The organism is Klebsiella sp. M041, from assembly GCF_059759695.1.
The window spans coordinates 1-18,884 of sequence record NZ_JCAXWU010000036.1; the positions used below are offsets into that span (position 1 = coordinate 1).

At 51.0% G+C, this 18,884-nt stretch carries 21 protein-coding genes and 6 pseudogenes; 17 read left to right on the plus strand and 10 right to left on the minus strand.

Annotated elements, in window-relative coordinates:
* The first annotated feature begins 455 nt into the window (after positions 1 to 455).
* The 3 genes and pseudogenes from AC6CWS_RS25540 to AC6CWS_RS25550 form a co-directional block, all read left to right on the plus strand.
* Positions 456 to 1,154 (plus strand): ParA family protein, encoded by a 699-nt coding sequence (locus AC6CWS_RS25540; RefSeq protein WP_032637397.1) that lies wholly within the window; start codon positions 456 to 458, stop codon positions 1,152 to 1,154.
* Positions 1,155 to 1,206: 52 nt separating this feature from the next.
* Entirely contained in the window at positions 1,207 to 1,500 is a 294-nt protein-coding gene (locus AC6CWS_RS25545) for a hypothetical protein (RefSeq protein ID WP_032637329.1), read from the plus strand.
* Positions 1,501 to 1,824: 324 nt separating this feature from the next.
* Positions 1,825 to 1,920, plus strand: a pseudogene (locus AC6CWS_RS25550) (IS1 family transposase); the annotation flags it as partial.
* A 28-nt stretch (positions 1,921 to 1,948) separates the two neighbouring features.
* On the opposite strand, the pseudogene AC6CWS_RS25555 reads toward AC6CWS_RS25550, so the two are convergent.
* Positions 1,949 to 2,509 (minus strand): annotated as a pseudogene (locus AC6CWS_RS25555) (IS3-like element ISSen4 family transposase); the annotation flags it as partial.
* A 519-nt stretch (positions 2,510 to 3,028) separates the two neighbouring features.
* On the opposite strand from AC6CWS_RS25555, the gene AC6CWS_RS25560 reads away from it, so the two are divergent.
* The 8 genes and pseudogenes from AC6CWS_RS25560 (at position 3,029) to AC6CWS_RS25595 (ending at position 9,832) form a co-directional block, all read left to right on the plus strand.
* Positions 3,029 to 5,026: a BCCT family transporter gene (locus tag AC6CWS_RS25560; protein ID WP_008502232.1), complete on the plus strand. Its 1,998-nt coding sequence runs from the start codon at positions 3,029 to 3,031 to the stop codon at positions 5,024 to 5,026.
* 63 nt (positions 5,027 to 5,089) lie between these two features.
* Positions 5,090 to 6,367, plus strand: a complete 1,278-nt coding sequence (locus tag AC6CWS_RS25565) for a DUF2254 domain-containing protein (protein WP_053504456.1) — start codon at positions 5,090 to 5,092, stop codon at positions 6,365 to 6,367.
* A 253-nt stretch (positions 6,368 to 6,620) separates the two neighbouring features.
* Positions 6,621 to 6,764, plus strand: a pseudogene (locus AC6CWS_RS25570) (Tn3 family transposase); the annotation flags it as partial.
* A gap of 143 nt (positions 6,765 to 6,907) precedes the next feature.
* Positions 6,908 to 7,276, plus strand: coding sequence for a hypothetical protein (locus AC6CWS_RS25575; protein ID WP_032242306.1), 369 nt, complete (start codon positions 6,908 to 6,910; stop codon positions 7,274 to 7,276).
* Positions 7,277 to 7,438: 162 nt separating this feature from the next.
* The gene (locus tag AC6CWS_RS25580) at positions 7,439 to 8,023 is read left to right on the plus strand and encodes a recombinase family protein (protein ID WP_012695450.1); all 585 of its coding nucleotides are present in this window, start codon (positions 7,439 to 7,441) and stop codon (positions 8,021 to 8,023) included.
* 185 nt (positions 8,024 to 8,208) lie between these two features.
* A complete protein-coding gene (locus tag AC6CWS_RS25585) occupies positions 8,209 to 8,766 on the plus strand; it encodes an OsmC family protein (RefSeq protein ID WP_000108589.1) in 558 nt (185 codons plus the stop codon).
* 141 nt (positions 8,767 to 8,907) lie between these two features.
* Positions 8,908 to 9,489, plus strand: a complete 582-nt coding sequence (locus AC6CWS_RS25590; protein WP_000210409.1) for a TetR/AcrR family transcriptional regulator — start codon at positions 8,908 to 8,910, stop codon at positions 9,487 to 9,489.
* A 4-nt stretch (positions 9,490 to 9,493) separates the two neighbouring features.
* Positions 9,494 to 9,832, plus strand: a complete 339-nt coding sequence (locus AC6CWS_RS25595) for a carboxymuconolactone decarboxylase family protein (RefSeq protein WP_000888080.1) — start codon at positions 9,494 to 9,496, stop codon at positions 9,830 to 9,832.
* 29 nt (positions 9,833 to 9,861) lie between these two features.
* Here AC6CWS_RS25595 and AC6CWS_RS25600 read toward each other — a convergent pair whose 3' ends face one another.
* Positions 9,862 to 10,191 carry a thioredoxin family protein gene (locus AC6CWS_RS25600; RefSeq protein ID WP_002431133.1) on the minus strand — a complete coding sequence of 110 codons (330 nt, stop codon included), beginning with the start codon at positions 10,189 to 10,191 and terminating at the stop codon, positions 9,862 to 9,864.
* A 213-nt stretch (positions 10,192 to 10,404) separates the two neighbouring features.
* On the opposite strand from AC6CWS_RS25600, the gene AC6CWS_RS25605 reads away from it, so the two are divergent.
* The 3 genes from AC6CWS_RS25605 (at position 10,405) to AC6CWS_RS25615 (ending at position 13,117) form a co-directional block, all read left to right on the plus strand.
* On the plus strand, positions 10,405 to 11,511 hold the full coding sequence (locus AC6CWS_RS25605; RefSeq protein WP_006687059.1) for an alkene reductase: 1,107 nt from the start codon (positions 10,405 to 10,407) through the stop codon (positions 11,509 to 11,511).
* Between the two features lie 65 nt (positions 11,512 to 11,576).
* Positions 11,577 to 12,278, plus strand: a complete 702-nt coding sequence (locus AC6CWS_RS25610) for a DsbA family oxidoreductase (RefSeq protein ID WP_124989585.1) — start codon at positions 11,577 to 11,579, stop codon at positions 12,276 to 12,278.
* A gap of 65 nt (positions 12,279 to 12,343) precedes the next feature.
* Positions 12,344 to 13,117, plus strand: a complete 774-nt coding sequence (locus AC6CWS_RS25615; protein WP_004729618.1) for an SDR family NAD(P)-dependent oxidoreductase — start codon at positions 12,344 to 12,346, stop codon at positions 13,115 to 13,117.
* A 210-nt stretch (positions 13,118 to 13,327) separates the two neighbouring features.
* On the opposite strand, the pseudogene AC6CWS_RS25620 reads toward AC6CWS_RS25615, so the two are convergent.
* Positions 13,328 to 13,675 (minus strand): annotated as a pseudogene (locus AC6CWS_RS25620) (EamA family transporter); the annotation flags it as partial.
* A 240-nt stretch (positions 13,676 to 13,915) separates the two neighbouring features.
* On the opposite strand from AC6CWS_RS25620, the gene AC6CWS_RS25625 reads away from it, so the two are divergent.
* Both AC6CWS_RS25625 and AC6CWS_RS25630 read left to right on the plus strand, forming a co-directional pair.
* Positions 13,916 to 14,668 carry an alpha/beta hydrolase family protein gene (locus AC6CWS_RS25625; protein WP_004729622.1) on the plus strand — a complete coding sequence of 251 codons (753 nt, stop codon included), beginning with the start codon at positions 13,916 to 13,918 and terminating at the stop codon, positions 14,666 to 14,668.
* Positions 14,669 to 14,694: 26 nt separating this feature from the next.
* Positions 14,695 to 14,978 (plus strand): annotated as a pseudogene (locus AC6CWS_RS25630) (Tn3 family transposase); the annotation flags it as partial.
* 33 nt (positions 14,979 to 15,011) lie between these two features.
* On the opposite strand, the gene AC6CWS_RS25635 reads toward AC6CWS_RS25630, so the two are convergent.
* From AC6CWS_RS25635 to AC6CWS_RS25665, 7 genes are all read right to left on the minus strand, one after another.
* Entirely contained in the window at positions 15,012 to 15,569 is a 558-nt protein-coding gene (locus AC6CWS_RS25635) for a recombinase family protein (protein WP_003100847.1), read from the minus strand.
* Positions 15,563 to 15,934 (minus strand): hypothetical protein, encoded by a 372-nt coding sequence (locus AC6CWS_RS25640; protein WP_003100853.1) that lies wholly within the window; start codon positions 15,932 to 15,934, stop codon positions 15,563 to 15,565. Before AC6CWS_RS25640 ends, AC6CWS_RS25635 begins: the two co-directional genes overlap by 7 nt.
* Positions 15,931 to 16,431, minus strand: coding sequence for a hypothetical protein (locus tag AC6CWS_RS25645; protein ID WP_003100856.1), 501 nt, complete (start codon positions 16,429 to 16,431; stop codon positions 15,931 to 15,933). The genes AC6CWS_RS25640 and AC6CWS_RS25645 overlap by 4 nt, the downstream gene beginning before the upstream one ends.
* Positions 16,428 to 16,754, minus strand: a complete 327-nt coding sequence (locus AC6CWS_RS25650) for a hypothetical protein (protein ID WP_003100858.1) — start codon at positions 16,752 to 16,754, stop codon at positions 16,428 to 16,430. Before AC6CWS_RS25650 ends, AC6CWS_RS25645 begins: the two co-directional genes overlap by 4 nt.
* A gap of 254 nt (positions 16,755 to 17,008) precedes the next feature.
* A complete protein-coding gene (locus AC6CWS_RS25655; protein WP_000215515.1) occupies positions 17,009 to 17,365 on the minus strand; it encodes a cupin domain-containing protein in 357 nt (118 codons plus the stop codon).
* Positions 17,355 to 17,756, minus strand: coding sequence for a HepT-like ribonuclease domain-containing protein (locus AC6CWS_RS25660; protein WP_001293886.1), 402 nt, complete (start codon positions 17,754 to 17,756; stop codon positions 17,355 to 17,357). Before AC6CWS_RS25660 ends, AC6CWS_RS25655 begins: the two co-directional genes overlap by 11 nt.
* Positions 17,753 to 18,043: a nucleotidyltransferase family protein gene (locus AC6CWS_RS25665; RefSeq protein ID WP_001247892.1), complete on the minus strand. Its 291-nt coding sequence runs from the start codon at positions 18,041 to 18,043 to the stop codon at positions 17,753 to 17,755. The genes AC6CWS_RS25660 and AC6CWS_RS25665 overlap by 4 nt, the downstream gene beginning before the upstream one ends.
* Before the next feature lie 158 nt (positions 18,044 to 18,201).
* Here AC6CWS_RS25665 and AC6CWS_RS25670 point away from each other — a divergent pair.
* Positions 18,202 to 18,780, plus strand: a pseudogene (locus AC6CWS_RS25670) (DUF4158 domain-containing protein); the annotation flags it as partial.
* Positions 18,781 to 18,884 lie beyond the last annotated feature (104 nt).

An 18,884-nucleotide genomic window follows, 5' to 3' on the forward strand; every position in this document is an offset into this window, starting at 1 on the left:
AATCATCCTGTTGTTTCAGTCGGAGGAAAGTCTATCAGTAAAGAGAATGAGAGATCAAAGTGGTCATTTTAATTGAGCTGGATAACGGACATTTCAATTGAGCCTTGACAACGTGATTAGGGTTCGTCCTGAAAACCTTCCTAACCCTCCAAAAGATCCAGTTTAGGATGCCATTTATGGCTCTTTTTTTTGTTGCGTAGATGTTATCAAAATCAGGTTTTGCATTTGGACGCGATTTAGCACCGAAAGCCTCGTTTTTGCAGATTTTGATGAGAGTCACAGCTTGTGACAACGTAACAGTTAATCTCGCTACCGAGAACCTTTCTACACACAAAAAAATACATAAAGTGTACATTTTTAGTATTTATTGCATACTCTAGTTGCGCATTTTAAGTACACCGCTTATTATGTACATATTGAGTATCATTTATGTACTGATAAGGGATTTAATGAATATGCAAAAGATACAAAAACCATATGCAGGTAAAATCATTGCAGTAGCGATTAAAAAAGGTGGAACGGGTAAATCGGTATTCAGTATGAACATCGCCCCGGAAGTCGAGCCAGACGTTTTCTATGACACTGACGATACTCCGGCAGTATCAACATTTAACCAGTTCAGGCCGGAAGATAAGCAATGGAATGTAATTCGATTAACCGACAAAATAATGATGTCCTCCGGTAGTACCATTCAGCAATTTGCCAGTGATCTCATTGATGCCAGAGAACAGGGTAAAACCGTGCTCGTTGACTGTGGGGGATTTGACTCAGCGTTAACCCGTACAGCTGTTGCGCTGGCAGATATTATTATTTCGCCAGTAAATGACGACCCATCAGATATTTTAGGATTGCAGGAGTTCAGCACCGTACTAAATGAAATATCCGCTGAAATGGGTATTAAAAAAGTTGCTCATGTAGTTTTGAATAAAGTACATCCTACACGCACAAACTTTAAAGCTATTGATACACACTTAGAGCGATTCGATAATCTTATTCGAGTTGATACTGCTATTCCACGGGACAATATTATCCCTGAAAAATTTGGCGAGGGGTTGGGTATTGTTGAACATATCACTACCCGACATGGCCGCGCCGGTAATGCTATGCGCTCCCTGTATCTGGATATGCGTAAGATCCTAGACGAAATGCAATAAACCTCTATAATGTACTTATTGTGTACATTTAAAGTATCAAAAAGGTATCAATATGACTGCAAAAACAGCTTTAATGGATCGTCTTGCAAAAGTGGCTAAAGGCGCACCACTTCAGGAAGCTACCGGTGAGGAAATACCAGCAAAAGCCTCCACGCATAATGTCGGTGATGAACCGAAGACAAAAGCTAAAGTTGGGCGCAAACCTAAGAACCTACAAATCCCACAAGACCTGTGGGAAGCCTACGAACATTTGAAAAATAACAATACAACCAGCTTACTCATGACTCCATATATACTTGAAGCATTCAGAGAAAAACTGGCGAGAGATGGCGCGTTTAATAAATAACACTTAAAAGATACTTAATATGTACATTTTAAGTATCTTTTAGATACTGTTAGCGGTCATGTTTTGCAGCTTTGCTACATGACCCTTATCACTCAGTAAGACTATCGATTAGCCGCTTGCGAATCAGCAATAATCAAGTTCTCTTCCTTTAAAAACTTATCCGTTGGTAGGTTGTCTTTAACGTAATCATTAGATTTAAGCCATTGCCGCATCGCATCCAAGTCTTGATTAAGAAGTCCAAGATCTTGTTTATGCCACTTAGCGACCCGGGTAATGCTGCCAACTTACTGATTTAGTGTATGATGGTGATTTTAAGGTGCTTGCGTGGCTTCCATTTCCATCAGATGTCCTTCCTGCTCCGCTACTGAAGGCGTGGTGCGTAACGGCAAAAGCACTGCCGGACATCAGCGCTATCTCTGTGACCTGCCCCCACGATTAGATACAACACTCAGTTAGTAACGTCGGAATCTTCATTCTCAGAATGACCCTTTCTCCAGCCCGCTGCAAATTCAGACGGTGTCTGATAATTCAGCGTGGAGTGCGGGCGGCATTCGTTATAATCCTGCCGCCAGTCATTAATAATTTTCCTGGCATGAACGATATCGCTGAACCAGTGCTCATTCAAACATTCATCGCGAAATCGTCCGTTAAAGCTCTCAATAAATCCGTTCTGCGTTGGCTTGCCCGGCTGGATTAAGCGCAACTCAACACCATGCTCAAAGGCCCATTGATCCAGTGCACGGCAAGTGAACTCCGGCCCCTGGTCAGTTCTTATCGTCGCCGGATAGCCTCGAAACAGTACAATGCTGTCCAGAATACGCGTGACCTGAACGCCTGAAATCCCAAAGGCAACAGTGACCGTCAGGCATTCCTTTGTGAAATCATCGACGCAGGTAAGACACTTGATCCTGCGACCGGTGGAAAGTGCGTCCATGACGAAATCCATCGACCAGGTCAGATTGGGCGCCGCCGGACGGAGCAGCGGCAGACGTTCTGTTGCCAGCCCTTTAGGGGTCAGTTTGGATATAGAGAATTATTGTACGGTAAGCCTGTTTTTTGAACAGACTTACCTATAGCAATAGGGTGTACTCCCGCGCTATACAGCGTTTTCAGGGGATTTTGTCTTAATCGGATAACCTAAATGCGATACAGCAAGAGCGACAACCTAAAAGCGATAGCCACTGACGATAAATCAATCACTTACGTATCCGAATTGGTTAAATAATGTGCTTAACGTACAAAAATTTCCGATCTCCAAACTGACCCCTTAAAGCCCGCTTTACGCAACATCAGACGTTAGTAAGTCATTCTCAATATTGCTCTAATCAAAGTGAATCCCCAGATCTGATGCAATTTATGCAAATCAAATGCTCCAGAAGACGGCTGGCAGACTATCAACAGGATATCTGTATGGCCACTCTTGCACTCTGCATTCCGATTGACGCCGCATCGTAAGTTGAAGTTTGCTAATCTTTGAGATGTAGTACCCTCTATACAGTGCGGATTTTAATTAATGGAATAAATGATTATGAGTGAAAATGATACAATCCAAAAGAAGTCTAAAAGCCAGATTAACAAAGCGGTATTCTTTACATCTGCTTTGTTAATTTTCCTTCTTGTCGCCTTTGCCGCTGTATTCCCGGATGTCGCCGACAAAAATTTTAAACTACTTCAGCAACAAATCTTCACGAATGCCAGCTGGTTCTACATCCTTGCAGTGGCCCTGATTCTACTGAGTGTCTCGTTCCTGGGACTCTCACGCTACGGTGATATCAAACTGGGTCCGGACCATGCGCAGCCTGATTTTAGCTATCACTCCTGGTTTGCGATGCTTTTCTCGGCAGGGATGGGGATCGGCCTGATGTTCTTTGGCGTTGCTGAACCTGTGATGCATTATCTTTCACCTCCTGTCGGCACTCCAGAGACCGTTGCGGCAGCGAAGGAAGCAATGCGCCTGACGTTCTTCCACTGGGGCCTGCACGCATGGGCAATCTATGCCATTGTGGCACTGATCCTGGCCTTTTTCAGTTACCGTCACGGTCTGCCTTTAACGCTGCGTTCCGCACTTTATCCCATTATTGGCGAGCGCATATACGGACCTGTAGGCCATGCGGTTGATATTTTCGCCGTTATTGGCACCGTCTTTGGCGTTGCGACATCGCTGGGGTACGGTGTTTTGCAGGTGAATGCTGGTTTGAATCATCTTTTCGGGGTGCCTATTAATGAAACGGTGCAGGTGATTCTAATCGTTGTCATCACTGGTTTAGCGACGATTTCGGTGGTGTCCGGCCTGGACAAGGGAATACGTATACTGTCTGAGCTCAACCTGGGCCTGGCAGTGCTGCTGCTGGCGCTGGTCCTGTGTCTGGGACCAACCGTGCTTCTGCTGAAGTCATTTGTGGAAAATACGGGCGGTTATCTTTCTGAACTGGTGAGTAAAACTTTTAACCTTTATGCGTATGAACCTAAGTCGAGCAACTGGCTGGGGGGCTGGACATTACTGTACTGGGGATGGTGGCTTTCATGGTCGCCGTTTGTGGGGATGTTCATCGCAAGAGTCTCGCGCGGTCGAACCATTCGCGAGTTTGTCACCGGCGTGCTGTTTGTTCCCGCCGGCTTCACGCTCATGTGGATGACGGTGTTTGGTAACAGCGCAATCTATCTCATTATGCACCAGGGGGCGGCTGATCTCGCCAATACCGTTCAGCAGGATGTCGCGCTGGCCCTGTTTAATTTCCTGGAGCATTTCCCGTTTTCTTCCGTGCTGTCATTTATTGCAATGGCGATGGTCATTGTCTTCTTTGTCACCTCGGCTGACTCCGGGGCAATGGTTGTTGATACGCTGGCATCGGGTGGCGTCGCTAACACGCCTGTATGGCAGCGAATTTTCTGGGCCTCGCTCATAGGGATTGTGGCAATCGCACTGCTGATTGCGGGGGGACTGAGCGCGCTGCAAACCGTGACAATAGCGAGCGCATTACCTTTCTCAGTGATTTTACTGATATCCATATACGGATTATTAAAAGCCCTGCGTCGGGATTTGACCAAGCGTGAAAGCCTGAGCATGGCGACTATTGCTCCGACTGCAGCGCGTAACCCGATTCCATGGCAGAGACGCTTGCGCAATATCGCTTATCTGCCAAAGCGCTCTCTTGTGAAACGCTTTATGGGCGACGTTATCCAGCCCGCCATGACGCTGGTTCAGGAAGAACTGAATAAACAGGGAACGATAAGCCATATAAGTGATACTGATGACGAACGAATTCGGCTTGAAGTCGATTTGGGCAATGAGCTGAACTTTATTTATGAAGTGAGACTTCGTGGCTATAACTCACCGGCTTTCGCCATGGCTGCAATGGACAATGACGAGCAGCAGGTTGAGCAACATCGATATTATCGCGCTGAGGTCTATCTGAAAGAAGGCGGTCAAAACTATGATGTGATGGGCTGGAATCAGGAACAGCTGATTAATGACATACTGGACCAGTACGAAAAACACCTGCACTTCCTGCACCTCGTTCGTTAATACAAAAATGCCGTCCTGCCGGGCGGCATTTATTTTCCCGAACTTAATACAAGGATATGCTGAATGATTTTACGCTGGCAATGGATTCTCAGGCAGACACTTAAAAAGCTATGGTTCAGGGCAACGTTATTTGCAATGGTAGCAATAATAACGGCCCTTTTATCTATTCTTTTTAGATCAATGATCCCAGAGTCAGTATCAGTGAAGGTTGGTGCGGAAGCAGTTGATAATATTCTGAACATACTGGCATCGAGTATGCTGGCGGTGACCACATTTTCACTGAGTATCATGGTCACCGCTTACGGTTCAGCCACTACTAATGTGACGCCCAGAGCCACGCGTTTAGTTGTAGAAGACGTAACCACACAAAATGTACTGGCCACTTTTATCGGTTCTTTTCTCTTCAGCCTGGTAGGGATTATTGCCCTCAATATGGGAGCCTACGGAGAAAGGGGTAGAGTCATTTTATTCATTGTAACACTGGTTGTCATTGCCTTAATAATCATCACATTGCTTCGCTGGATACAGCATTTGACCTCTCTGGGCAGGGTAGGTGAGACAACAGCAAAAGTAGAACAGGCGGCGATCGAGACATTTATTGCGAGAGCAAAAAGTCCATGTCTTGGCGGATATCCATGGCTTGAGAACAATGAACAACCAAAAGGAACTGTTGCCGTATATCCGGAGAAAATTGGCTATGTTGAATATATTGACATGGTCAAGCTCGGCAGTCTGCTGAGCAATGATCCTCGTCATGTATATCTTGTGGCGCAGCCAGGCAGTTTCATACATCCATCGATGCCAGTTTTGTACCTGAGTTCTGGTCAGGAGTCATCAATCTGTACCGATTTACTTGAAACGATCATTGTCTCGGATGTGCGTTCATTTGCTCAGGATCCCCGATTCTGTCTCAGCGTCATGGCCGAAATAGCCTGCAGGGCCCTTTCGCCCGCAGTAAACGATCCCGGTACTGCGATTGATGTCATTGGCAGAGGTGTTCGAATACTCTCCGCTTACGCGCAGAATAAAATAGATGAAACTGAAGTGATATATCCTTCAGTACATGTTGCGCCACTTCAGATCAAAGACCTACTGGAAGACTTTTTCTTACCTGTTGCACGTGATGGTGCGAGTATGAGGGAGATTCAGATAAGAGTCCTTAAAGGACTGTCTATGCTGAGTAAGGGTTGGCCTGGGATGTTTGCTGAAGCCGCACATATACTGGCATCTGAAACATTAGAGCATGCAACTCGTACTGGTCATATAGCCCATGACGAATATCTTATAAAATCAATTTATTATAATTTATTCAGTGGCGAAAATCCTAATAAAAAACCATAGTTGCGGGACAAAGGATTTGTCCTCTGGCAAGGTGAAAGCAAAGCATTCCAGTGAGAATGAGCGTCTACTTTGAGCTGTGATTTCAACTGATGGACGCAACACAATTATTGAACTCACAGCGTGAAGCGGACGTAGCTAATTTTGCACAGCCCTCGATTAGAAAATTTAAGAATCCAGCCTTCAATGGTGTCATGGCGACAGGCAATACCCCAGTCCAGTGGCATATGAAGCCACATTGTCGCTGCCGGGAATTTGTTTCACCCATTATCGCACCGGAGAACAGGCAGAAGACGAAGCAGCGCTTATGGCAGCGATCCTTGCAGATGCAATGAATGCCGGAGCCGAACGAATGGCACAGAGTTCACGGGATGTCACCATTCACCGGATGATGGTCATGGGGTCCGCTTGGAAAAAGGAAATTATCCTACGCTAAGCGCATTTTTTGCACAGATGGCTACCGACTGAACGTAACGTGTGAGTCATGATCAGAAATGTGTTAACTCTAGGAATTGACACGACTTACTGTTCGATGGGGAAATCATGTTTAGCTATCTCAAGGCTATGTATCATCAATCAAAAATTCAGGCTGAACTCAAGGCACAGATACATGAACAAACTACGGTTAATGCTATCTGTCATCACCCTGAATCAATCGAGATCATTGCGGTTTGTTCGACTGATGCGTATTACCGAAAACGTAAGGACGCTGCTTTTCTGACAACCTGTTCTGTGCTCATGCGTACTTTAAAAGATGAATCCGTACCGATGGTACTACGGAAAACAGCATGGCGATTATTGAACGAAAGATACCAACGAATTAAGTTAAATCAGGCTTATAGGATAGAAAATTTCTTGCTTGTTGCCGATTTTGAATATGCTCTCGAAGAACATGATGAACTAGCAGAGTAGTACTAGTGAGGCGATGAATACCGACAGTTAACGTGCATGTGACTTAAACGTCCGAAACCGGTCGGTTTCGTACACCACTTACAGCACATGTCCGAAACTTAGTGAAATTAATTTCGGACACACGTTATAATTCGGACATCCATTTCGTACGGAAAGTTTCCCATGTCACGTGTTTTTGCCTACTGCAGGGTCTCAACTCTGGAACAGACCACAGAAAACCAGCGTCGTGAAATTGAAGCGGCGGGTTTTGCCATCAGATCCCAACGACTTATTGAGGAGCATATCAGTGGCTCGGTTGCTGCCAGCGAACGCCCCGGATTTATCCGGTTGCTAGATCGCATGGAAAATGGGGATGTACTGATTGTCACCAAACTTGACCGTCTGGGTCGTAATGCGATGGATATCCGAAAAACAGTAGAGCAACTGGCGGCTTTAGATATTCGCGTTCATTGTCTCGCACTCGGAGGCGTTGACTTGACCAGTCCGGCCGGAAAAATGACTATGCAGGTAATTTCTGCTGTAGCGGAGTTTGAGCGGGATTTGCTGCTTGAGCGAACGTATTCAGGTATTGCGAGGGCAAAAGCGGCTGGAAAACGCTTCGGTCGCCCCCCCATCCTGAGCGAGGAACAAAAGCAAACAGTGACAGAGCGCCTAAATGCTGGCATCAGTATCAGTGCTATTGCCCGGGAATTTAATACCACCCGCCAGACTATCCTTCGGGTAAAGGCTGGATTGCTGCAAGAGTGAGCGGCTGGGAAGATTATAAAAAAAATCAAATGGTTATTATGAAATAAAACAGCCTGCTGGGTTCTTTTCCCCCTATTTTTTATAAAAGAGTAGACAGAAGAGGTTCGCGATATTAATCTACCAACTAGATGGTTGATACTGATTACACCAGCTATACCTTTTATCAAGAAATTACAGGAGCCATTATGTCTACTACCGTTAAACCTTCTGCAGACGCAGCTGCGATCCACAATACCCGTGAAGCAGTTCGCAGCCAGCCTGGCCTGGGTAACCTGACTTTCCAGATGAAAGCCCGTTCCAGCGGCGGATTAACCGTTCGCACAGAGACCGGCGCCACAATCCAGAACGGCGTTATCGATACCAGCCGTGTGGGGAAATTTTCTAATATCGGTGATGAACCCGCAGGTTTACTCGGCACCGATACCGGCATGAGCCCGACTGAATACATCATGCAGGCGCTGGCTGGCTGTTATACCGCCACCCTTACCATGATGGCTGCTGAAAAAGGGATCGACCTGGACGGTATCGAGCTGGATCTTAATTTCGATATCAACCTCAACGGCTTCCTTGGGCTGGACAGCAACGTGCGTAAAGGTGCGAAATCTATTCGCGTCGATGTTCACCTTACGAGCAAGACCGCCAGTCGCGAGGAGTTAGAAGCGCTGGTCAGCGAAATGCAAAAGAATTCGCCAATCCACGATACTCTGGCTAATCCGGTTGAAATGATTACACGCCTGGCGTGATGTCAGAGATGTAATGCTGCCATTCAGAATGCAGGATGGCAGTGACGTTCAGTTCTGCACGATACTGAGTCAGTGATACAACTTGCTACGGAAAAATAGCAACAATATAATCTATCAACTAGTAGATTATATGGAGTAATTATGACAACCATGACACGGGAACGGCTGCTCAGCGAAGCAGAACACCTGATGCGCGAAAAAGGGTATTCAGCATTCAGCTATGCTGATTTATCAAAAATAGTGGGTATCACCAAGGCCAGTATTCATCACCATTTCCCGACCAAAGATATTCTGGGTGAGCAGGTGGTAATACAGGCGTTCTCTGATACACAACGCGTATTTGAGCAGATAGAGGCGACTGAGAAAAGCGCGGAGAGAAGAATTGCGGCTTACATCGATATCTTCGCGCAAAGCCATAAAGCTTCGCTACTGCCACTGTGTTGTGCGTTGTCAGCAGAGACCGCCAATCTGCCTCAGGCAATTACTGTACAGACATCACTTTATTTCGATATGCAAATCGAGTGGCTCACAAAAGTCGTCAGGGCGGGCATGGAGTCAGGTGAGTTTTCATCCCATGCCGAACCATCAGATATTGCTTTGATGATCATTAATGTCTGTGAAGGCTCAAGCGTAGTGGCGCATGCAACGGCCAGACCCGAAGTCTTCGCCAACAGCCTTAAGTATATAAAACTGCTTCTTAATACCCCTCATTCAGGAGAATGACACTATGCTGGACTGGAACAACTATCGCTCAGAGTTAATGCAACGTTTAGGCGAGTTGGGCAAACTGACCCCCGAGACCATGAAAGGCGTGGTTGCCCTGGGCAACGCAGGTAACAAAACTGACCTTTTGGGCGCAAAAGTGCGTGAACTCATTGCCCTGGCGTGCGCAGTCACAACCCGCTGCGACGGCTGTATTGCTTTTCACGCCGACGCCGCTGTGAAAGCCGGTGCAACCGACGCTGAAATTGCTGAAGCGCTGGGCGTGGCGATTAACCTCAACGCTGGCGCGGCGGTCATTTATTCAGCCCGCACTCTGGATGCCGTCGGTCAGGCACGCGGTTAAGCATTAATAAATTCCACGTTAAAAGGGCATTACTGCCCTTTTTTTATGTCCGCAATAGCCTGAGCATATACCGATGCAGGTTTCACACCCGGTATGCGTTTAACTAATTGCCCTTCATGAAATATCAGCACAGACGGCAGCCCCCAGATCTCGTATTTGGTTGTCAGCACCGGCGCCTGATCTACATTGACTTTCCCCACCTGAATATCTCTATCGAGCCGGTCTGCAAACTGACTGAACATTTCTTCGCTGGCCTGACAGGGCGGACACCAGGGTGCAGAGAAACGTACCACCGATATTCCTTTGTACTGCTCTATCTGGCGGAAATTATCTTCGTTATAAGCTGTTAATGTACGCATGGTGATGACCTCGCAAAATGAGTGACAATTCAGAAATGGCTGCGTTATGACAAAAAAATACGACACAGCCATTGACCTACCTACTAGATGGTTGGTATATTGCCACCCATCAGATGTTTATGCAACTCCAGTGCGCGACGTCCAGTCGATGATACTGCCGGGCTGTGCAAATCCCTGCCGGGATACTCCTTTTTGTTTTTTGTGAGGTATACGATGAGTAAGCTTTTCACCCCCTACAATCTGTCTGGCCTGGCGTTAAAAAACCGTGTAGTCATGGCACCGATGACCCGCACCCGCACCATGAATGACGTGCCGGATGAGGTCGTGGCTTTGTACTATGCACAGCGTGCTTCTGCTGGCCTGCTCATCACCGAAGGGATGCCGGTTTCAGAAGAAGGCCGGGGTTACCTTTATACCCCTGGTATCTACAACGACGAACACGTCCAGGGCTGGCGTAAGGTGACACAAGCGGTTCACGCCAAAGGTGGCCGTATTTTCGCGCAGCTCTGGCACGTCGGCCGTATGTCTCACGTCTCTCTTCAGCCAGGCCACATAGCGCCGGTTTCAGCGGGCACCGTTCAGGCGGTCAATACCACCGTTTTTGCGCTGACCGAATCCGGAGAACCGGGCCCGGTTGTACCAAGCCAGCCACGCGCGCTGGAAACGCATGAAGTTAAACGCATCACTGCAGACTTCGTGCACTCCGCACGCCTGGCGATGGAAGCCGGCTTTGACGGCGTGGAAATCATGGCGGCAAACGGATTCATCTTTGACCAGTTCCTCAGTAGCGAACTGAACACCCGCACCGACGAATACGGCGGCTCGGTGGAAAATCGTCAGCGTTTCCTGCTGGAGACCATTGACGCCGTGGCGGAAGCCGTGGGTAACAGCCACGTTGCCGTGCGCCTGTCACCGTTCGGCCGCATTTATGACCTCGCGCCGTATGAAGGTGAAGAGCAAACCTGGTCAGCCATCACCGACGCGCTCGGTCAGCGGGAACTGGCCTACGTACACCTTTACTATCAGCCGGTGTACACCAAAGCGCCACTTCCGGAAGGCTTCCGCCGCCGTTTTCGCAACACGTTTAAAGGCACCATCATCGCTGCCGGCGGTTTTACCCGTGATATCGCAGAGCAGGCTCTGGAAGATGATGAGCTGGATCTGGTGGCATTTGGTGTGCCCTACATCGCTAACCCGGATCTGGTTGAAAGAATGCAAAACGGCTGGCCACTGGCAGAAAGTGACCGCGCCACCTACTACGGCGTCAGTGGTTCCCCGGAAAAAGGCTATACCGATTACCCGGTCTGGCAGGCGCAATAAATCCCATACGGTCGCGGTTCTCTGATAAGTGAGATCCGACCGCCCAACGTCTTTGAGGAATCATTATGCAAACGCTGAAACCCACCCTTACCATCGATATCTGGTCAGATTTGGTCTGCCCGTGGTGCTGGATTGCTAAAAAAAGATTTGAACAGGGTCTGAATCGCTTTGAATTTCGCGACCAGGTGGTGATCCGCCATCACAGCTACCGTCTGGCCGGTGGTACTCCCGCGATGCCTTTTAAGGATGCCATCGTTAAAAAGCTGGGCAGTCAGCATTCAGCGGAGCTGATGATGAATCAGGTGGGCACCGCCGGTAAATCTGAAGGTCTGATCTACAACTTCGACGGCATGATGTTTGGTGATACAGAAGATGCACACACCCTGCTGGTTGCCGCGCGTAAGGCCGGAATTGCGGACGCGGTGGAAGAACGTTTTTATCATGGCAGTATCACCGAAGGTCGCTCTCTCTTTGACCGTCAGCAGCTCGTTGCCATGGCCGTAGAAGCCGGTATGCCGAAAGCTGACGCTGAAGCCGCCCTGGGAAATGACGATTTTCGCGCCACCGTTTCCGACGATGAAGCCCACGCACAGTCTATTGGCCTCAGCGGCGTTCCGGTTTTTGTGATGAACGAAAAATATGCCATCAGCGGGGCTCAGGCAGCAGATAACTTTTTGAATGCCCTGCGTCAGGTCTGGGATGAACAGCAAACCGAATTTTCAGCCACTGCGGGTCAGACCTGCGGAACGGATGGCTGCAGTATTTAATCCGTCAACCGCCGGCAGTTTCACGCTGCCGGCAACGTCTTACCCACCAGTAATGGAGTCAGAAAATGAACACTTTTTTCAAAGGTAAAAAACTGCTCGTCGTCGGCGGTACCAGCGGCATGGGCCTGGCCGTGGCACGCATGGTACTGGAAGCGGGCGGCAGTGTCGTGCTGACCGGGAATAAAAAAGACAAAGCCGAAGCGGTGCAAAAAGAACTGAGCCCTCTGGGACCGGTTGCGGTCATCGCGGCGAACCTGATGACCGAAGAAGGTATGGAAACTATCCGTCAGGAAATTAATGCTCACCATCGCGATATCAGCCTGATGGTGAATGCCGCCGGTATCTTCATGCCCAAAGGATTTACCGAGCACAGCTTTGCCGATTATGACATGTATCTTTCGCTGAACCGAGCCACGTTCTTTATTACACAGGATGTCGTGAAGAACATGCTCGCCGCGAAGCTCGAAGGGTCTATCGTCAACGTCGGTTCGATTGGTGCTCAGGCTGCACTGGGTGACTCGCCGGCCTCGGCCTATTCAATGGCAAAAGCGGGTCTGCATGCCCTGACGCGTAATCTGGCGATTGAGCTGGCCAGCGCGGGTATTCGTGTCAACGCGGTGTCTCCCGGGATTGTTCATACGCCGATATACGAAGGCTTCATGGACAAAGCGGATATCGCAGATGCTATGAAGTCGCTGAACGATTTCCACCCGCTGGGACGCGTCGGAACTGCCGAAGATGTGGCAAACACTATTCTCTTCCTGTTGTCTGACAAAACCTCATGGGTGACGGGCGCTATCTGGGATGTCGATGCGGGCATCATGGCGGTCAGACGATAACCCCGTGACGCTGGCATAAGCCGCCCCTTAAGGGCGGCATTTTTTTGTCGCCAGACATGTCATCAGCAGGCTTCACTAAGAATATTCACGACCTGTTCATCCGTGCCTTTTGTGTTCCCGGCACAGGGTGTTATGCCGGGTTCTGACGACATCCTGACAGGACAAAACGGCCAGAGAGAAAGGAGTTATACACGATGAGGAGCCGGTAACGGAGAGTGATTCCCCTTTAAATAATCCGTGGATCACCATCGCAAACTGTACGGCACCAAAAAGTAACAGCGCACCTGCCCCGGTATCGAGATGGATATAGGCGACAGAGAAGAGCACTGCGTACACCATGAGGTAAAATTCGCTCAGCGGACGCCACAGCGATAATGTAGTTTTTGCGTGATAAAACAAGAAAGGTGACAGGACGAGTGCACCACTGGCCAGCCTGAGGCTGCTGAATGAAAGGGGATCAATGTGGCCTCCCTGCAGGGCCAGACGGCACAGAATAGAGTTTGCAGCAAACGCCAGCATTGCCAGGGATATTTTAAGAATGAGCGCGCAATTGGCCATTCAGTGAGACCTCATAAAATTCTTGTAAACTACCATCTAGTTGGTAGCATAGCGTAAGTGATCACCGAACAGGAAGCAATAATCAGCTTTCAAACTGGAAGGTGAGGACAGGCATTCGGAATGAATTCTGTTTCACATCCCCAGTAGAGGAAGGAAAACGCGTAATGCCAGATGCAGAGCAGAAGATTATTTTTCCCTGCGATCAAACATATGAAATCAGTTTAAGACCTGGAATATCCTATGAAAAAACTAAAATTTACGTTCAAAAATGCGGCTGGTGAAGAACTGGCCGGATTGCTTGAACTTCCTGAAAATCCTAAAGCGTTTGCGCTGTTAGCTCATTGTTTTACGTGTGGCAAAGACCTCAAAGGCGCGGCGCGTATTGCGCGGAAACTGACAGAGAATGCTATCGCCGTTCTCCGGTTTGATTTTACTGGTCTGGGAAACAGCGAAGGGGATTTTTCCAACACCAACTTCTCATCCAATATTTCGGACCTGCTTTGCGCGGTAGATTATCTCCGCCGACAGTACGAAGCGCCTTCTTTGCTCATCGGCCATAGCCTGGGGGGATCGGCCATTCTGTCTATTGCCGGCGAAGTTCCTGAGGCAAAGGCCGTTGTCACCATAGGATCACCCGGAGAACTGACACACGTAAAACGTCTTTTTAAGGATGATGTTGAAAACATTAACCAGCATGGAGCCTATCCCGTTGAGCTGGCCGGGCGGGTATTTACCTTAAAGAAACAGATGCTGGACAATATTCAGGAACACAAAATCGCTCATAAGGTGTTCGCCATGAACAAGCCTCTGCTTATTTTTCATGCGACTGAAGATGATACTGTGTTAATTGAGCAGGCCGAAAAAATATTCAAAGCAGCAAAGCATCCCAAGAGTTTCATTTCGTTGGGTAAGGCGGATCACCTTCTGACTCATGCTCAGGATGCTGAATACGTTGCCGATATCATTATATCGTGGAGCGAATGTTACCTATAAACAGAGTAAATGCGTTCAAACTCGTAGCGCAGAGGGCGATTTTCTGCAGAGATCGGACGCTGTTTATGCTGGACTGATTTTGCGATAAAGGCTTAGGCCGATGCATACAGGCGGGGCTGAATAAGGGTGAGGCCCTTGGGCGAGCATCCTTCATGCACCGGCTGAATGAAATCAGGGATCTGGGGGTGGGAGGATCAGCGTTACCACGCCACCGGCGCTGACACTACATACGGCGGCGATAACACTCTGGAATACGGTTTATATAGAAAGAACCATTGAGCCGCTTAAGCAAAAAGGAGTCCCTGTTAATGGGGTCGTCTCAGAAAACGGAAAATAAAGCACGCTAAGCGTGCGTGGAGGCTGGCACCCAGCGGTACAGCGTCGGAATGGACACGCCGAGGTTCTTGGCCACGTCCTTGGGCGGCACCCCGCTGGCCAGCAGCTTCTTGGCCGACTCGATCTTGCTGTCGGTCATCTTCGGCTTGCGGCCGCCTTTGCGGCCGAGCTGCTTGGCGACTTCCAGCCCGGCGCGGGTGCGCTCGACGGTCAGCTCGCGCTCCATTTCGGCAAGGCTCGCCATGACGTGGAAGAAGAACCGCCCGGATGGTGTGCCGGTGTCGATGGAGTCGGTGAGGCTCCTGAACTGGACACCGTGCTTGTGCAGATCGCCGACCAGATCGACCAGTTGCTTGACCGACCGGCCCAGCCGGTCGAGCTTCCAGACGACCAAAGTATCGCCTTCGCGCAGCATTTCGAGCGTCTTGGCCAAGCCAGGCCGGTCTGCCCGCGTGCCACTCACCTTGTCCTCGAAGACCTTTTTACATCCGGCCTTGCTCAAGGCTTCGCGTTGCAGCTCCAGGTTCTGATCCTGCGTCGAGACGCGCGCATAGCCAATCAACATGGCTTGTCTCGCGCCCGGTCGATGCGTTCCTGCATCGCCTGCATCACTTCTTCGTGGGTGTACGATCTGGCGTTGGCGTCGGTGGCTTGCCGCAGGGCTTCCTCAACCTCGCGCGTCATCCGCTCGTAATCCTCCGGCCACAGCGCTTGCTCCATGCGCAGCGACGCCTGACCCAGCAGGTGCAGCAGGCTGAACAGCCGCATGTCGTTGGTGGCGACGATGCGCTCCCGAATCTGCTCCTGAATAGCTTCGCTAGCCCGATGCGCTTGTGGTGTGGCAGTCCCCTCGTAGTCAGCGGGGAATTCCGCTTCCTCGGCAATCCTTGCCCAGGCGCTGGCCAGCGCCTCGATGGTTGACGTGCTCATTTCCGCCGCTCCTGTGCTCTTTGGCGAATCAACCGGCCAAGGGGCCTCGACGCGAAAACCAGCAGCATCACGCCTATCGGATACCAGGTCGAGAAGACCACCAAGGCATCGAAGGCTGGCCGTCCGGTGTTGGTAGGCAGTACGGCGGTCACAGCCATCAACCCGCCGACCGTCCAGATGATGCGCCACACGTAGGGCATCACGCGGGGCACGTAGCCGTCATCGAAAGCGGTCTGGTAGTAGCGGCGCAGGCCGCGCTCGGCAAGCGCCTGGCGCTGCCGCTCCGACAGCGCATCCGTCCGGCCATACCAGCGCCGGAATGGTGGACAGCGCAGCAGCAAAGGGGTGAAGAGGATCATCACCGCCACGATCGCGACACCCCACGCCATGACGGCGCCGGCATCGGGCCGCTTGGCGTTCTCGATCACGGGCGCGAAGACGCCCGGAGCACCGATCATCCAGAACAGCGCAATGTGCTGATGGAAGGAGAGCTTCATTTGCTCATCCACTTGCGCAGCAGGCGCTTTTTCAGGGAGGCGCGTTCTTGCGGGTTGCGTCCCTTGTGATTGGCGATGCGATCCGCCGTGGCGGCCTGGCGCTTGACGGGCCAGTAGGAGCGGCCATCCTTGCCCATCGACCAGACGCTGCTGGCCTGGTTTTCCAGCAGGGGCAGATGGGCGCTCAGGGCTTCGGGCGACGCGCTGGTCAGCGCCGTGCGCTCACGGGTGCGCCAGCGCTGATGCCAGAGCTTCTTGTCCTCGCGCTCGCTGCCGCAGGTCGTGTGCCCGACGATGGGTGTTTTGCGGCGGCTGCGGCTCATAACGTAGTGGTCTCCAAGAACATTCAGGACTGATCCCAGGCGTCGATGGTCAAGACCTGATCGGCAGGACAGGCGGCTACGCGGTCGGGAACTGGATGGTGTTCAGTCTCATGCCGACCCCATTCGATTGATCGCGTCGCTTGCGGCACGCTGCGACGCAAGGAGGTTTGCGACCTGGTTTAGCAGCCGTGTCCGCTGCATGTCTGTTACCTATCTCCCCGACCGCTCATTGGACCAACTCCAGAGATTGGGCTCTATCGCTCAGCCAATACGAAACCGGCATTGGCTGATGCCACAACCGAGACTAACACAAATGGCTCGGTACCTGTATTTCGCGCCCCGTGCACTTGGCCCGGTCTTGCCACGGCTATCTCACCTTCCCTGAGGGCACGAACAATCCCATTGCCCTGAAAGTAATCAGCCATTCCCGACAAAACAGTCCACGTGTCTTGGCCGTGAGGATGAATGTGAGCCGCAATTTCCTGCCCGGGATGGACATGCCAAACCACGATAATTGAGTCTCGGGTTTCAAGCACAACGGAACGAATAGGCTCGCCTTCGGACGGCTGAACATACTCGGCTACAGAAAATATTCTCGATTCAACAGTCATCGGAGATCCCTCTTTCACAGTTGTCGTTACGGTCTTCATCGTCGGCATCCTGACGCACGGCGGGCAATTGCTGGAGCAACGCCGGCAGCCATTCCTGTACCGTCTCCCACACCACATCGAGGTTGATGTCGAAATAGCCGTGAGCCATGCGATTACGCATATTGCGCATGCTGCGCCACGGCACGTCGGCATGCGCCTGGGTGAACTCGACGTAGCCATCCATCACCTTTGTGGCCGCCTCGCCGATGACGATCAGGCTCATGATGACGGCCTGCTGGGTGCGCTTGTCGGCCAAGAAGTCGTCCTTGGCCATCCCTTCCACGAAGCTGCGCGCATCGGTTGCGGCCTGCTGAATGTGGTCGAGGTAATCGGGCAGGCGGTTCTCGCTCATATCGGTTGCGCCTCCGCGAGCACCTTGGCCCGGAACTTCGGCGGCAGGTCGCCGGGAGTCAGCAGATCGACGTCAACGCCGAGCAGCGATTTCAGTTCTTCTTCCAAATCGCCCAAGTCCAACAACGTGGCACCGGGCAGCGCATCGACCAACAGGTCGAGGTCGCTGCCATCCCGGTCGGTGCCATGCAGCACCGAGCCGAAGACGCGCGGGTTCGCGGCGCGAAAGCGGCCTACCGCTTCACGCACTGCGCTTCGCTTCATGTCAAGCACAACAGACGGTCGCATGCGCATCCTTTCTTATCGAAACTCGTTGAGATGATATGCAATCAAGAATAGAATTTCAAGAACTATTTTCGAGAATCGCAATGCCTTGATTCCCGTGCCGCGCCGGTTGCCTTGGCGGGCTTGTCACAAACCTACGTTTTCAAGAAGAAGGAAACCGCATGCCCCGCCGTTCGATCCTCTCCGCCGCCGAGCGCGAAAGCCTGCTGGCGTTGCCGGACACCAAGGATGAGTTGATCCGTCACTACACGTTCAGCGAAAGCGACCTCTCCATCATCCGGCAGCGGCGCGGCCCGGCCAATCGGCTGGGCTTCGCGGTGCAGCTCTGCTACCTGCGCTTTCCCGGCGTCATCCTTGGCGCTGATGAGCCACCGTTCCCGCCATTGCTGAGACTGGTCGCCAACCAGCTCAAGGTCGGCATCGAAAGCTGGGACGAGTACGGGCAGCGTGAGCAGACCCGACGCGAGCACCTGGTCGAGCTGCAAACGGTGTTCGGCTTCCAGCCGTTCACGATTGGCCACTACCGGCAGGCTGTCCAGTTGCTGACCGAGCTAGCCATGCAAACCGACAAGGGCATCGTGCTGGCCAGAGCCTTGATCGAGCACCTGCGGCGGCAGTCGGTCATTGTGCCCGCCCTCAACGCCGTCGAGCGGGCGAGCGCCGAAGCGATTACCCGCGCCAACCGGCGTCTCTACGACGCCTTGGCTGAGCCGCTGACGGACGTGCATCGCCGGGCACTGTTGCAAATAGTCGGTGGTGATAAACTTATCATCCCCTTTTGCTGATGGAGCTGCACATGAACCCATTCAAAGGCCGGCATTTTCAGCGTGACATCATTCTGTGG